The following is a 13,943-nucleotide window of genomic DNA, read 5'->3' on the forward strand; positions in this document are numbered from 1 at the left end:
CGCAATGCTGGCCCTGGTTCTCGTCCTGGCCGCGCTGACCGGGCCCGCCGCCGCGTTCGCCGCCGCGCCCCCGCCGGTTCCCGTCCCGGGCGCCATCACCGGAACGCCCTGCCCCGCGCACACCCGGCCCGTCGGGCAGCCCGAGAAGCCGGCCGCCACCGGTCCGCAACCGAAGCCCCCGGCCGAGCAGATGGACGCGCGCGGCGGCTGTGTACCGCTCGACGAGGGCGGCTGCCAGGCCCTCGGGCTGAGGGGCGACCCGCTCACCACCTGCGTGTACGCCACCTTCAAGCACAAGTACTGCGACGCCGATCTCCTGCCCCTGCCCGGGATGGAGGTCTACTGCGAGAACGCCGACAAGGAGATGGCCGCGTGGTGCCAGCAGCACACCAACAGCACCCACTGCATGGTCGGCGCCAAGCACAGCCTCGCCGCCGCCCTGAAGAACCCCGGCGCCGCGATCGCCGACGAGGGCACCAGCCGGCTCGCCCACACCTTCTCCAGCTCGGCGAAGTGGGTGCTCGGGGAGATGGCCAAGGCGGTCCTGGAGGGGTCCGTCGTGGACCTGGACGCTGACGGGATCTCGGACACCCTCGCCCTGATGCTCCAGCTGTCCGCCATCATCGCGACGATCCTGCTGTGCGTGGAGGTCACCCGCACCTGCGTCTCGCACGAGGGCAAGGGGATCGCCACCGCCGTCACGGGCCTGGTCGAGTGGGGCCTGAGCTGCGCGGCCATGTACACCGTCACCCAAACCCTGATCTGGGCCGCCGACGACGTCTCCACCTGGATGATCCGCTCCTCCGGCCAGACCACCGACCAGTTCGTCGCCCGGATCAGCGGCCTGTTCGCCGGGATGGACGCCGTCTCCGAGATCGGTTGGCTGCTGGTGCTGGGCGTCGTCGGATGCCTGGTCGCCGGGCTGATGTGGATCGAGTTCATCTTCCGGCACGACGCCCTCGACCTCCTCGTCGTGGCGTTCCCCGTGTCGGCCGCCGGGGCGATCAGCGAGTTCACCCGGCAGTGGGCGCCGACCGCCCGCAAGGCCGTGTACTCGATCGTCATGATCAAGCCGGTCGTCGTGATCACCTTGCTGATCGGGGAGGGCATGGTCGGCGCGGCCACCACCGTCACGGGCGTCGTCGGGGGCCTGCTGGTCGTCGGCGTCGGTGCCGTCGCCTGGCCGGTGACCGCCCGCTTCATGCCGTTCGCCGGTGGGGGTTCCAGCGGCGGGTCGGTCGCCGGCGGCATCATCGGCGCGGTCGGCGGCACCGCGGCCTCGGCGATCTGGGGCCGCGGCGGCGGGGTTCCGTCCGGGAGCGGCGCGGCGCCGCCGGGGCCGGCTCTGGCCAGGGCGCTGGAGTCGGACGACGCCGACCGGCGCAAGGCGGACGGCGGCCCGCGTTCCTCGGCCAGTCGCGCGGTGATGGCCGGGTTGATGGCCGCTCAGGGCGCGAAGGCGGGCACCGAGCTGGCCTCCGGCGGCCTGGACGCGATGGCCGCGCACGCCGGGCTCAGCTCCGGGCGCGACATGGGCGGATCCGTCAACCTGCCGCCCAGCCGTTCCGGCGAGGCCTCTCCCCCGGCCGGGTCGCCGGGCACCGCGGGGGCCCCGGCCGCTGCGTCTCCAGGTCGGGCCCCCGCCCGGTCGTCGACCACGCGCCCCGGCACGGTCGCGGCGCCGCCCGTTCCGGCTCCCGGTACGCCGCGTCCTGCCCCGGCCCGCCCGCCGCAGGTCCCCGCGCCGCCTGCTCCCCCGCAGCCCGGCCCGACGGACGTCCCGACGGCCTCCACCCGCCCGACCCCGGCACCGGTCCAGCCCCTGCCGGCCGACCCGCCACCAGGAGGTGAGGGAACGTGACGTCCCCCGAGGAGCCGGCGACGTACGGCGGCTGGCAGCGCGAGCGCGGCCCGTACCTGGGCGAGCTGAGCCTGGGCGGCCTGGTGACGGTCACCGGTGCGGGCCTGGTCGCGATGCTGCCGGTCTACACCCACGCGTGGGCGGGCGAGATCGTCGCCGTGCCGGTCGCGCTGCTGCTGCTCGCGGCGGTCTACCTGCGGGTGTACGGCCTGACCGCGGCGGAGTGGGCGGTCCTCGCGGTCCGGTTCGAGGTTGCTGTCGTCAGGAGGCAGACGATGTTCTTCAGTGGTGCGTTCGCGCCCCGGCGGTCGGACGGTTCGCGGCGTACGGACCTGCCGGGTGTGCTGGCCCGCCTGGAGTTCCTCACGGTGCCCACCGGGGCCGGCCGTGAGATCGGGGTCGTCCACGACCCGCTGCAGGGCCACTACTCGGCGATCATGGAGGTGCGCTACCCCGGGATCGCGCTCGCCGACACCGCCCGGGTGAACGCCCGGGTCTCCGGCTGGGGCGGCTTCCTCCGGGGGCACTGCGTCGAGGGCGGGCCGATCGTGCGGATCTCGGTCACCGACCGGTCCGCTCCCGAGGACGGCACCGCGCTGATGGCCTGGACGACCGGCCACCTCGACCGGGGCGCGCCCGCGGCGGCCCACGACCTGGTCACCGCTCTCGCCGCCGAGGCGGCGCCCGCGGCGTCCACCCGCCGCACCTACCTGACCGTCACCCTGGCCGCGTCCCGGGTCCGCCAGGACATCAGGAGCTCCGGCGGCGGCACCCTGGGGGCGACCGCCGTCCTGGTGCGCGAGCTGCTCGCGATGCAGGGCGCGATCGCCGCCGCCGACCTCCAGGTCGTCGCCACGCTGACCGTCGGCCAGATCGCCGAGGTGATCCGCACCGCCTACGACCCGGGCGAGGCGCCCGTGCTCGCCGCCCACGCGGCGGCCGCGTGCGCACCCGGGTGGGCCGGCACACCGCCGGGCGTGGACGAGTCGGCCGCCGGCCCCGCCGCGGCCGAGCAGCACTGGGGCCGCTACCGGCACGACAGCGGCGTCTCGGCGAGCTTCGAGGTCTACGGCTGGCCCGAGGGCCGGGTGTACGCGAGCGTGCTGACCCCGCTGATGAGCGCCTCCGGCAACGCCCGGCGGAGTGTCTCCCTCACCTACGAGTGCCTCGGTGCCCGTACTGCCCGGGCCACGCTGAGCCGCGAGCGCACCAAGGCCGACGTCAAGCGCCGGGTGCGCGCACGGGGCGGGCGGATCGAGTCCCTGGACGAGCGCAAGGCGCTGGTCGACACCCAGGACCAGGACCACGCCCGCACGGCGGGCCACGGCATCGCGCGCTTCACCGGTGTGGTCACCGTGACGGTCGACGAGCCCGGCGAGCTGGCGCTGGCGACCGCCCGGCTGAAGCGCGACGCGTACACCTCCGGCCTTCGCCTGCGAGAGCTCTACGCCGCGCAGGACTCGGGTTTCGCGGCGACGCTGCCGCTCGGCCTGGGTCTGCCGGTGAAGCGGCGGGCGGTGATCTGATGGGCCGCCTGCGCGACTGGAGGCGCCGCGGGGAGACCGACCTGCCCTCGATCGGCCTGCCGGACGTCCTGACGACCGGACCGGCGCCGGTTCCGGCCCAGCGCGGGCGGCGGGCACACCAGCGGCCGGCCGCCGCGGCGCCGACGCCGGTCCTGGGGTGGCCAGGCCCCCACGCCGGGAGGGCCGTACGGGTCGCGGCCCCCGAGGTCTACCGCTGCGACACCTACAACCTCGCCGGCCTCTACCCCTTCGGGGGCGGCTCGGCCCTGCCCGCGGTCGGCGCCTACATCGGCCACGACGTCCTGACCGGCCGGCAGTTCTCCATGCACCCGGGAGCGTGGGTCCAGCACAGGATCGTCTCCAATCCGGCGGTGCTGGTCACCGGCACCATGGGAGCCGGGAAGAGCGCTCTCATCAAGGCGCTGTCCACGAGGTTGGCGGCGTTCGGGGTGAAGGTGCTGATCGCCGGTGACGTGAAGGGCGAGTACGGGCGGGTGTGCCGCTGGCTCGGGTGCGAACCGCTGGAGCTCGGCCCCGGCCTGCCCGGGCGCGTCAACCCTCTGGACGCCGGCTCGCTCGGCGACGGGCTGGAGCGCGTCACCGACCCGGTGGAGTGGCGCGAGCGCCTGACGGAGATCCACCGGCGCCGCCTGAGCCTGCTGTGCACGCTGCTGGAACTGCAGATGCGCAGGCCGCTGACGCCGGAGGAGACGGAGGCGATCTCCGCCGCGATCAAGGAGGTCACCGGCCAGCTGAGCGGCAACACCGTGCTGGCCACCCCGACGCTGCGGGCCGTGCACGCCGCCCTGCGCGACCCGAGCGCCGGGATGGCGCGCGAACTGCGGATCCGGGGCGAGGACATCCAGGCCACCCGGGAGGCGACCAGGGCGTCCCGGGCGGCGCTGGCCACCATGCTCGACGGGCACGTCGGCGACCTGTTCAGCACGGCGGAGACCTCCACCAGCCGCATCGACTGGTCCGCGCCGATGGTCAGCATCGACATCTCCCGCACCCGCGCCTACGGCGACGAGACCGTCGCCATGATCATGATGTGCATCTCCAGCTGGACCCAGGCCGCGATCGACCAGCCCGGCGGGCCCCAGCGCCTGGTCGTCAGGGACGAGCTGTGGCGCGCGCTCCAGGTCGGCGGCGCCACGGTGATCCGCAAGCTCGACTCCGACCTCAGGTTGCACCGGGCCGACGGGGTCTTCGACCTCGCCGCCACCCACCGGTTGTCGGACTTCGAGGCGGTCGGCCCGGCCGGGTCCGAGGCCGTGATGATCGCCCAGCACATGGTCTCGTCGTTCGACACCAAGATCACGATGGCTCAGGACGTCCGCTCCCTGGGCGCGATCCGGGACGCGGTGGGCCTCACCGAGCCGCAGGTGGAGCTCGTCTCCGGCTGGGGCCGCGCGCACGCCGGGCGGGGCCTGTGGATGCCCGGCCGCTCCGGCGCCTATCCGGTCCAGCTCCACCTCACCGAGAAGGAGAAGGAGCTGTACCACACGGACGAGCGGATGGCCCTGTGACGGGCGACCAGCGCTCCGAGCCGACCTGGGCCGCGACCGTGCTCGGCGCCGCGGTGCTGTGGCTGCTGGCCTCCGGTGTGCTCGCCGCCCAGGCCGCCGCCCTGCTCACCGGGCACTCCTGCTGCCTGGTCGGCGGCGCCGGCCTCGCCGCCGTCACCTGGCCGTTGCGCGGCCCGGGCGCGGCCTTCGCTCCGGCACCATCGGGCTGGCTGTGGTGGCCACTGCTGGTGCTGATCTGGTCTGGCCCGGTCGCGGGCGGGACGTGGCTGTGGATGCGCCGCGGCACCGACCCCGGCACCGATGGCGCCCGCTGGGGCGGCCGGGCGACCGAACGTCGGCTCCGGGTAGCCGAGGAGCCCGGCCTGCGTCGCAACCGCATGGCCTTCGGCCGGAGCAAGGGCCGCCGGAACTGGATCCTCGCCGCCAAGGAGAACATCAGCGCGACGGTGTTCGGCCTGCCCGGCAGCAGCAAGACCACGGGGCTGGTGCTGCCGATCGCCGCCGAGTGGTACGGCCCCTGCGTGATGACCACCGTCAAGGCGGCCGACCTCGACGTGGTGTACGCGCGGCGGGCGGCCCTGGGCCCGGTGCACGTCGTCGCCCCGGCCGGCCTGCCCGACCGCCCCACCGCCCGCTGGTCCCCCGTCGACTACTGCGCGGACGCCAAGGCCGCCGACCGGATGGCCGGCTGGCTGGCCGACGCCGCCTCCACCGCGGGCGACCCGCGGTCCGGCCCCTGGGTCGACCAGGCCAAGGCCGTCGTCAAGGGCGTGCTGCTGGCCGCCAACCTCGCCGGCGGGGACATCACCACGTTCCGGCGCTGGCTCGCGCTCGCCGACGACGCCGTGGACGAGGTCCGCGAGATCCTGGTCGACGGCGGCCACCCCGACGTCGCGGACGACTACGCCGCCGCGTTCGCCCTGCACCCCGACGGCGTCGGGAGCATCAGGTTCACCCTGAGCGTGATCACCAAGGTGTACGCGGACGAGGAGGTCCGCGCCACCGCCGCGGCCAGCGACTTCACGGCCGAGGAGGTCCTCGACCGGTGCGCCACCGTCTGCCTGATCGCCAGCGAGGCCGACGGCGAACGCTTCGCGCCGCTGCTGACCGCGATCACCGCGAGCATCGTCCACGCCGCCCAGGCCCGCTACCAGCGCACCGGCCGCCCCCTCGACCCCGCGCTCGGCCTCGTCATCGACGAGGCCGGCAACTGCTTCCGCTACAAGGCCCTGCCGAGGCTGCTGACCGTCGGACGCGGCATCGGCATCACCGTGCTGACCGTGTGGCACGACCTCAGCCAGCTGATCGGCGTGCTCGGCCGCGAGGCCGCCAACACCGTCATGAACGCCTCCGGCCTGCGCATGCTGCTGCCCGGCAACGCCGACCCCGAGACGCTGAAGGCCTTCACCAACCTGCTCGGCCGGGCGCTGGTGAAGAGGAAGTCCACCAGCAGGGGAGGCGGCGGCAGCTCCACCTCCGAGCAGCTGGTCGAGACCGACCTCGCCCCCACCCACGTACTGCGGGAGCTGCCCGACTTCACCGCGATCGCCGTCTACGGCAACCAGCGCCCGGTGCGGGTGAAGCTCCGCCGCACCTACGCCGACCCGGACCTGATCGAGCTCCTCGCCCGCAGGCCCCTCCCGCCCCTCTCCGCCACCGCGGACCCGGTGCCGCTGGTGATCCCGCCGAGGCCAGGCCATCCTCCCACCGTCGCGGTCCCGCTGGACAAGCCCTCCTGACGAAACGAGAACACCGTGTCCGAGACCTACACCGACCTGACCGACGACGGCCTGGACCCGGCCGATCCATGGGCGGACGTCCCCGAACCCGACCCGGCGCCCGTGCCGCGGATCGTCCTGCGCGACATGGAGCCGGAGGAGCGACGCTTCCGGCTGGAGGAGCTGGGCCACTGGCTGCGCTGGCTGGTGGAGGTCAACCCGGAGGCCCGGGCCTCGGTACCGCCCTGCTGGCACCGGCACGAGGACGTCATCGAGGTCCTCCTCGCGCTGCAGATCGGATGGGTCCGCTCCTACACCTGCCCCAGTCCGGGCCGCGACACCGCCGAGGCGGACTGGCTGATCACGGCGAACAACCTCCTCCCGACCACCCGCCGTCCGAAGTGCGCCAACGGGCACGCCGACCCGGTCTCCCGGCCCTGGGGCGGTCCGGACGAGGAGACCCTGCGGCAGTGGCTGGAGGAGCCCGGCGGCCTCGGCACCCGCGAGCGCGAACACCCCAGCCCGGCCCTGGCGGCCGAGCTGAACAGCGACGAGCCGCCGCTGTAGTACACCGGATCCGACGACACCCTGCCCGCCCGCCGAGGTCCGGTGGAAGCCGGCCGCCCCAGAGGAGGACCCGGATCAACCCACGAAGAAAGGTATGGACCTGATGCCACCCGAGCCCGCCGAACCGCCCTACAGCGTCTTCGACGACCCGGTGTACGAGATCGTCGAGTTCCGGAGAGTCGGTGGGAGCACCTACGTGCGCGCCTACCGGCGAGGCTCCGAAGAGGAGTCCCTCTGGGTCCACCGCGGCGAGGAGTCCGAGGAGCTCATGACCGGCGGCGGGGCGTTCCGGCCCCATGACGCCTACCTCGCGATGACCGGACCGAACGCCCCGACCTCGCTCTACGAACAGCTCGTCAAGGAAGGCGACCTCTGGGACGTCCAGGTCCGCGACCACGAGAGGTGGGAACGCGAACGCGAGCGGGCCGACGACGAGGCGGCCCTGCACGGCCTGGACACGGGGCCCGACGACGACGGCATGGCCCGGGCCGAGGACGACGGGGCCGCCGCCCCGAAGATCCGTTCCTCCGACGATGGTTGGGTGTCCGACGCGCTGGCACTCACCGCCGACATACCGCAGGAGCAGGCCGCGCTCCTGCGGGACCGCCTCGGTGTGCTGACAGCGGCCCCGCGGGACGTCCGGCACGAGCCCGCCCCCGACGACGCGGCGCACGCCGGGCTCCCGCCCGAGCAGGCCCTCGCCGAACTCACCTCCGCCATCGAGACCGTACGGGCCCGCGCGGAGTGGTGGCTGGCGCTGCCGCAGTGGGCACAGGTCCAGTCGGTCCAGGCGGCGGCCGTCGGGGCCTGGGCCGCCGTCAAGGAGGCCGTCGGGCAGCAGACGGTGCTCGCCGGCGGTGAGTACCGGGCCACCCGTCTCCTGCGGGGGATCTGCGCCGCGGCCTGCCGGTCGGTCGCCCGCCACGCGGCCGACCTCGCCCACGACCTCACCACCCGCGGCTACGGCGGCACGCCCGCCTGGACCGCGCTGCGCACCTTGTCCCGGCGGGCCGGAACGCTGGCCGCACGGGTCCTCGGCCGTCCCGTCGACCGCGCCACCGCCCGGCGCCTGGCCGCACTCGACGCCGAGGTCGCGGCGGTGGCCAAGGCGGAGCGGGCCGACCGGCGCGCGGTGCTGGCCGACGGGGCCGACCGGGTCGCCGCGGCCTTCGCCGCCTGGGCCGGCACACAGATGGGCCGCCGGCTCGCGCGTTCCGCCCATCCGCGCGTCGCCGCGCTGCGCAGGGCCTGGCAGGGGATCCCGCGCCCCGGCGTCGCACCGGCGCCGGTGGCACGCGCCTACGCCCGGCTGGCGAGGGCGGCCCGCTCCCTGGCCGACGCCGCCCGCACCGCGCGCCGGTTCCGCAGCGCCGACGTGGCGGCGCTGGACGCCGTCACACGGGCCGCGGACGAGCACACCCGCCGGATCGCGCCCGCCGCCGGCCTCACCCCGCCCCCGCCCACCGCCCGGCACGCCCCGTACGCGACCAGGCAGGGCGCGAGCGGCGGCTCCCTGCTGGTCGCGGACGCGCTCAGCGCGTGGACGGCGACCGAGATGGGCGGCCACCTGCGCGGCTCCCGGCACCCCCGGGTGGCCGCGTTGCGGGCGGCCTGGAGGAACATTCCCCCGGTCGGTCTACCCGACGGCCCCGCCGCAGGAGCCCGGACCTACCACCAGGTCGCGGAGAGGGCGAGGGCCCTCGCAGAAGCGGCTCGCGCCTCCGGCCGCTTCCGGCCCAGCGACCTCGCGTGCCTGGACACCCTCGCCCTGGCCGCCGCCGTCCACGCGGGCCGACTGGCCGCCACCGCCGGCATCGTGCTGCCCGCCGGAACCGGCACGCCGACGATGCCGCCGCACCTGGCAGCGGCGGTGCGGTTCAACGGGCGGTCACAGCGGGCACCACACGCCGCGGTCTGACTCCCGTGCCCGCGTTGGCGGGCTGAACCGGCCTGGGGAATGCGGCCCGCGAGTCGCATTCCCCCGGTTGGAAGCGCTGCTACGGCCGGTATGAGGGCCCGTTGCCGTCAAGGGGGAGGCGTTCGCGGCACCGGTGCGCCGCCGCCCGCCGACACTGCCCGGCCTGCCTCCGCACGATGGTCTTGCGCTTCTCGGCCCGGCGCCGCTGGACGGCGGGCAGGCGATCGGCCGCCTCACGTCCGCGCTCGTCAACCGGCATCCCCGCACGCGCCCGCTGTTCGTCACGCAGGGCATCGATCCGCAGGCGAAGGCGGCCTGCCCGGTCGCGGTACTCGCGGACGGTGCGGTGGTGGCGCCGGGCGTCCTGGTCCGCGATCCGGCGCAGGTGGTCGCGGTAGGCCTCGGCGGAGCCGCCGATCCGTGCCCACAGGTCCAGTACGGCGTCGAGGCCGGCGGGATCGCCGATGTCGGCGAGCGCTGCTGGCGACTCGCCTGGCTCCGCGCCGCCGGCACCTGGCGCTCGGCCCTGATCACCATCCGCCGTCGCCCCGCCCCCGACGCACCCTGGATCGCCTCGCCCGCTGGGGCGAGGACCAGCAGGCCGAATGGATCGTCGTGGACGACAGCCTGCAGCTGATCCACCCATCCCGGGCACCACGCCCCACGATGACGAGCAGTCCCGATGACCTCACCGCCGTCCCCGAGCCCGCCCCCACAGAGCCCGCCCGGCGCCTGGCCGACCTCATGGCCACGACCTCACCCGAGGCCCGCGCCCGGCAACGGTCCAGCGACACCCTGCCCGTCCTGGCCCCGCTGCGCCCGCTGGAGCGGCTCAGCCCCATGGTTGCGCCCTACCGCAGCCCCGAAGACTTCGTCGCAGCCATCACCCTCATGCCGAAGGAACACCACCTCGACCACCCCGACTTCGTCAAGGCGTACAAGCGAGCCGCCGCAGCCTACAGGGACCAGCTCGTGGCACAGCGGCAGAAGAAGGCCAAGGTGGAGGCCCGTCAGGTCGGCGATCTCCGTCTCCTTCCCGCCGTCGACTGAGCTCACCGGCACGGGCTGCCTCATGGAGCCCTCCCCCACTACCGAGAGGTCCACAACCAGCTCCTGGCCGATGTCCGCGCTGCCCGGGTTCTCTCGCCCGGGACCTTGCCAGCTGGCCCGATCGGCGGGGGCACCAGGACAGCAAGTGGTTGGTGATGGCGGCTCGACACTCCCATGGTTCCTCCGAGGTGGTGTGTCAGTACGTTCTGGCACCCTGCCCACGTGCTGATATCCCTCGCCGCTGCCCGAGCGACGGCCGCGTCCGTGCTCACCGCGCCCGCGTTGCGCTTCGCCGCCAACAGCCTCCACCCCGACTTCGTTCGTGACACCGGCCACATGTACCTGGGCGCCGCGGCTCTGCCCGGCGTCAAGCGCAGCGGGGTGTGGCACGTCGACCAGGCCCAGCTCGAAGGGGCTCTGCGGGAGCTCGCGGCGGTGGCAGCCGCACCCGGCCGACTCGTTCCGCTGGGGCTGCCGTGGACGGAGCTGAGTCGGGACTGCCGGTTCGACGACAACTGGCGCCTGGCCGTCCAGGGCGAACTCGTCGACCGAGCCGCGCGGGCCCGCCGCCGCGCGCCCGCAACCGAACTCCTCGACGCCGGACTCGCCCCTGCGGCGCAGCGCCTGGCCGTGAAGGAGGTCAACCGGCTCCTGCTCGGGGCCGTCCGGGAACTCGACGGGCGCGACCCGCTGGTGGTGGCGGGAGTCGTCGTCATGGACGTGGTCCGCCGCCGGGCCGGTGTGTGGAGCATCCCCTCGAAGTGGGCGGATGTCCTGGACCGGTGGCGTGCCGGGCACCTGGCGTTGCTTGCGCGGGCGCGGCGGTGTGCCGGGTGCGGCATGATGGCGAACCGGGCCCAGCAGTACGAGTGGCGGTCGTCCGGCGCGGACGGCTGGATCACCCAGTGCCCCGCCTGCGCCGGCGGCGAACACCCGTTGTACGGGGGTTCGATGCGGGGCGTGCGGTACACCAGCGAGCGGCGGCGGGCGACGCGCGCAGACGGCTACCTCTGCGCGGTGTGTGGCCTGCGGCAGGCTGCCGTCTGGGACCACTGCCACGAGCCCTCGCACGATTTCGTCCGCGGGCCGGCGTGCGCGAGCTGCAACCAGGCGGAGCACTCCCGGCACGGCCTCTGGCGGACCTTCTGGAACAACGGACCGGCAGTGCGGCACCTGCTGGAATGCAACAGCTGCCGGACCGCCACCACCCTTCCGCTCCAACACCTGTCCGCGCTGGCCGCCGCCCGACTGCGCGCCACCGCGCGGCACGGCCGGTGCGCTACCGAGCCCTCGGCCGTACTTGAGCAGCTGCCGGAGGGCGGCTTCCTCGCCCGGCTGGAATGCACCGCCCACCCCGGCCGGGAGGTCCGCTGGGCGGAGACCGTCGGGGCAGAGACGGTCTCGGGGTGGGTTGCGGACCTGGCGGCCGAGCACGCCTGACAGTGATCGAGTACGTCGATCCGAGACTGCCCGGGTAGAACCGGTGACGACCGCGTCGTCGCCGAACCGCCGTTGGGGCTGCCCAACACCTTCGACGCGGGGCTGCCCTGCGTCACCCGGGTAAACGTTCGTGCCTCGCACACCTGCCCCGACACCCGTGCCAGCATTGTCCGCATTGCGGCAGTTTCGCCCGCACGGCGATCCTCTAGGCAAGCGGCGGTTCGCATGATCGACATGTACACGATCGGCTCCCAGTACCCGGGTACCGATCCCACCTGGACCACCATCGACATCCAGGGCACGGTGAAGAACCAGCCCATCACCCCGGCGCGGCAGTTGGCGGGGCTGACGTACAAGCCGGCGACACGGCTCTACTACACCGTGGCGCCGACCAATCCCGAGGGCCCGCTCCTGTGCAGCATCAACACGGCCGGAGCGCTGGAGATCCTGGGCCCGACCGGCCAGAACATGACCGGCGGGATCGCTTACCACGGCGCGGACGACTGCTTCTACGCGCTCTCGAACGTCAACGGATCCGTCAAGCTCTACCGCATCACCATGAGCGGGCAGGCCAGCGAACTGTTCACGATCGCCCTCGGCGTGGCCGTCGGCCTGACCTACGTGCAGGCGAGCGACACCTTCTACGCACTGATCACACAGGACAACTTCACCTGGTTCTACTCCGTCAAGACGAGCAGCACCGTGACCAAGCTCTTCGGCGCCGGGTTGCGCGTGTTCGGCGGGCTGTGCCACTCACCGTCGGAGAACCTCTTCTACTTCGTGGCGAACGAGGAGGACGGTTTCTCCTACCTGTGGACGCTCTCGCTCAGCGGCAGCGTCGTGAAGCGGATGGGCCTCGGGTACAACTTCAACCACGCCGGCATCAGCATGTCCCCGTGGTTCGGCGGGTCCATGAACATCAATGGCCCGCTCGAAGGAGAGCGCTTCGTCAGCGGCGAGACCACCTCGCTCGACGCGAACATCCTCAACGCGACCGGGCCGTCCTGGAACAGCGACGGCATCGCCTGGCAGTCGAGCATCGACGGCGCGCTCGGCACGGGCTCGCCGACCGTCACACTGTCACCCGGTACACATGTGATCACCGCCTCGAAGGAGCGCCTCAAGCAGAACGTCACCGTACGCGTGTTCGCTGACCTGGGGGCGTTGTACCAGACGCCACCCTCGCCGGCGGAGATCGGCCGCGTGCTCGGAGACTTCACGTTCTACTGGGTGGACGGCACCTCCGGCGACCCGACCCAGCAGTGGGCCTCGTATCCCGGTTTTCCCTTCGACCAGACCTCCCCGAACCCGTCGCGCACCGCCGTCATCGCCAAGCTCGACGTCCTACGCCACCAGCGGTTCTCCCAGCCGCTGCCCTACGGGACGGCCGCGACCGCCTACGAGCAGGTGCGGCTGAACACGCACACGGTCCGGGTCTCGCTGGACACCCCGCTCAACATGGCGGGCGGCGGAGTGATCAACCTCAACCGCACGTTCACCACGTGGTGGAACAACCCGGCGACACCTACCGTGGCCGCTCCGTACGTCCACTCGCTGTACCTGTTCAACCACGAGAGCCGACACAACGAGCCGGGTGACCCCGGCCACGCCACGTGCACCGCGTGGACGGGCGCTCCCGCCGTCAACAACGGCATGGACGCGACGTTCGAACCCGGCAGCGGCTTCGCTCGCGCGGCGCTCTACGTCATGTGGGTCTACAAGTACGCGCGTTACGACCCTCCGGCAATCCGCACGGAGGCGAAGAACATCGCGGTGCAGTTCAAGAACTACTTCTGCGCGCATCCCACGAGCTCGAACCCCCTCGTGCAGGCGCTGCTCGCCGAACTGTGGAACGCGTGAGTTGTCCCGAACGCGTGAGCCCTCCTGGCTTGACTCTGTCGGGGATCTTGGTTGATCGGGCTCAAGTGCCAAGGGTTCGCCAGGACTTCGGCCGGGCGACGTCGTTCTCGTCCAGGAAGGTCCGGAAGGCGGTCGGCGGTCGCGGTGACGGGGCTTCGCCGGTGACTGGCCGGCCGCTGAGCCGTTCGATGTTCACGGCGATGGCTCTGAGTACGTGCTTCGGGTGGGCTTTCGGCTGGCCTCGGTAGCGGCAGCGGCACATGCCGTGTCCGTGGGCGAACTCGTCGATGGTGCCCTCGATACCGGAGCGGACCGTGTAGCGGGCCTTCCACTCGGGTGTCTGCTGCTCGGTGCGGACACGGACTTGCAGGTCGCGGAGTTCTCGCGGGGGAAGCCCACCTTCCGGGCGCTTTCGCGGGAACCAGTCCCTTCAAGGACTACAAGAATCGCCCAAGACTCGCAGAACACCCTCTC

Annotated in this window: 11 protein-coding genes; 10 read left to right on the top strand and 1 reads right to left on the bottom strand. The window is 73.3% G+C overall.

The genetic code is table 11. From position 1 onward, the window contains the following. The first annotated feature begins 4 nt into the window (after nucleotides 1–4). From ACFU6K_RS00095 to ACFU6K_RS00140, 10 genes are all read left to right on the top strand, one after another. Nucleotides 5–1,861, top strand: a complete 1,857-nt coding sequence (locus ACFU6K_RS00095) for a hypothetical protein (protein WP_380659960.1) — start codon at nucleotides 5–7, stop codon at nucleotides 1,859–1,861. Beyond that, nucleotides 1,858–3,387 (top strand): SCO6880 family protein, encoded by a 1,530-nt coding sequence (locus ACFU6K_RS00100; protein WP_380659961.1) that lies wholly within the window; start codon nucleotides 1,858–1,860, stop codon nucleotides 3,385–3,387. Before ACFU6K_RS00095 ends, ACFU6K_RS00100 begins: the two co-directional genes overlap by 4 nt. Next, complete coding sequence (locus ACFU6K_RS00105; RefSeq protein WP_380659963.1) at nucleotides 3,387–4,916, top strand: type VI secretion protein; 1,530 nt, start codon at nucleotides 3,387–3,389, stop codon at nucleotides 4,914–4,916. Before ACFU6K_RS00100 ends, ACFU6K_RS00105 begins: the two co-directional genes overlap by 1 nt. Next, complete coding sequence (locus ACFU6K_RS00110) at nucleotides 4,913–6,655, top strand: type IV secretory system conjugative DNA transfer family protein (RefSeq protein WP_380659964.1); 1,743 nt, start codon at nucleotides 4,913–4,915, stop codon at nucleotides 6,653–6,655. Before ACFU6K_RS00105 ends, ACFU6K_RS00110 begins: the two co-directional genes overlap by 4 nt. Nucleotides 6,656–6,670: 15 nt before the next feature. Continuing rightward, a complete protein-coding gene (locus tag ACFU6K_RS00115; protein WP_380659966.1) occupies nucleotides 6,671–7,201 on the top strand; it encodes a hypothetical protein in 531 nt (176 codons plus the stop codon). A 103-nt stretch (nucleotides 7,202–7,304) separates the two neighbouring features. Next, nucleotides 7,305–9,119, top strand: a complete 1,815-nt coding sequence (locus ACFU6K_RS00120) for a hypothetical protein (RefSeq protein ID WP_380659967.1) — start codon at nucleotides 7,305–7,307, stop codon at nucleotides 9,117–9,119. A 133-nt stretch (nucleotides 9,120–9,252) separates the two neighbouring features. Next, a complete protein-coding gene (locus tag ACFU6K_RS00125; RefSeq protein WP_380659968.1) occupies nucleotides 9,253–9,756 on the top strand; it encodes a hypothetical protein in 504 nt (167 codons plus the stop codon). Between the two features lie 29 nt (nucleotides 9,757–9,785). Further along, nucleotides 9,786–10,169, top strand: coding sequence for a hypothetical protein (locus ACFU6K_RS00130; protein WP_380659969.1), 384 nt, complete (start codon nucleotides 9,786–9,788; stop codon nucleotides 10,167–10,169). A gap of 222 nt (nucleotides 10,170–10,391) precedes the next feature. Then, nucleotides 10,392–11,609, top strand: coding sequence for an endonuclease domain-containing protein (locus ACFU6K_RS00135; protein WP_380659970.1), 1,218 nt, complete (start codon nucleotides 10,392–10,394; stop codon nucleotides 11,607–11,609). A 225-nt stretch (nucleotides 11,610–11,834) separates the two neighbouring features. After that, on the top strand, nucleotides 11,835–13,469 hold the full coding sequence (locus ACFU6K_RS00140; protein WP_380659971.1) for a hypothetical protein: 1,635 nt from the start codon (nucleotides 11,835–11,837) through the stop codon (nucleotides 13,467–13,469). Between the two features lie 61 nt (nucleotides 13,470–13,530). Here the strand turns inward: ACFU6K_RS00140 and ACFU6K_RS00145 are convergent, their stop codons facing one another. Further along, entirely contained in the window at nucleotides 13,531–13,839 is a 309-nt protein-coding gene (locus ACFU6K_RS00145; protein WP_380659995.1) for a transposase, read from the bottom strand. Nucleotides 13,840–13,943 lie beyond the last annotated feature (104 nt).

Origin of the sequence: Kitasatospora sp. NPDC057512, from assembly GCF_042802135.1 — a bacterium.
Classification (GTDB): Bacteria; Actinomycetota; Actinomycetes; order Streptomycetales; family Streptomycetaceae; genus Kitasatospora.

Bases quoted from the DNA above. Each gene is read 5' to 3' on its own strand.
- ACFU6K_RS00105 (WP_380659963.1), top strand. From the start codon at position 3,387: ATGGGCCGCCTGCGCGACTGGAGGCGCCGCGGGGAGACCGACCTGCCC.
- ACFU6K_RS00140 (WP_380659971.1), top strand. From the start codon at position 11,835: ATGATCGACATGTACACGATCGGCTCCCAGTACCCGGGTACCGATCCC.
- ACFU6K_RS00120 (WP_380659967.1), top strand. From the start codon at position 7,305: ATGCCACCCGAGCCCGCCGAACCGCCCTACAGCGTCTTCGACGACCCG.
- ACFU6K_RS00095 (WP_380659960.1), top strand. From the start codon at position 5: ATGCTGGCCCTGGTTCTCGTCCTGGCCGCGCTGACCGGGCCCGCCGCC.
- ACFU6K_RS00130 (WP_380659969.1), top strand. From the start codon at position 9,786: ATGACGAGCAGTCCCGATGACCTCACCGCCGTCCCCGAGCCCGCCCCC.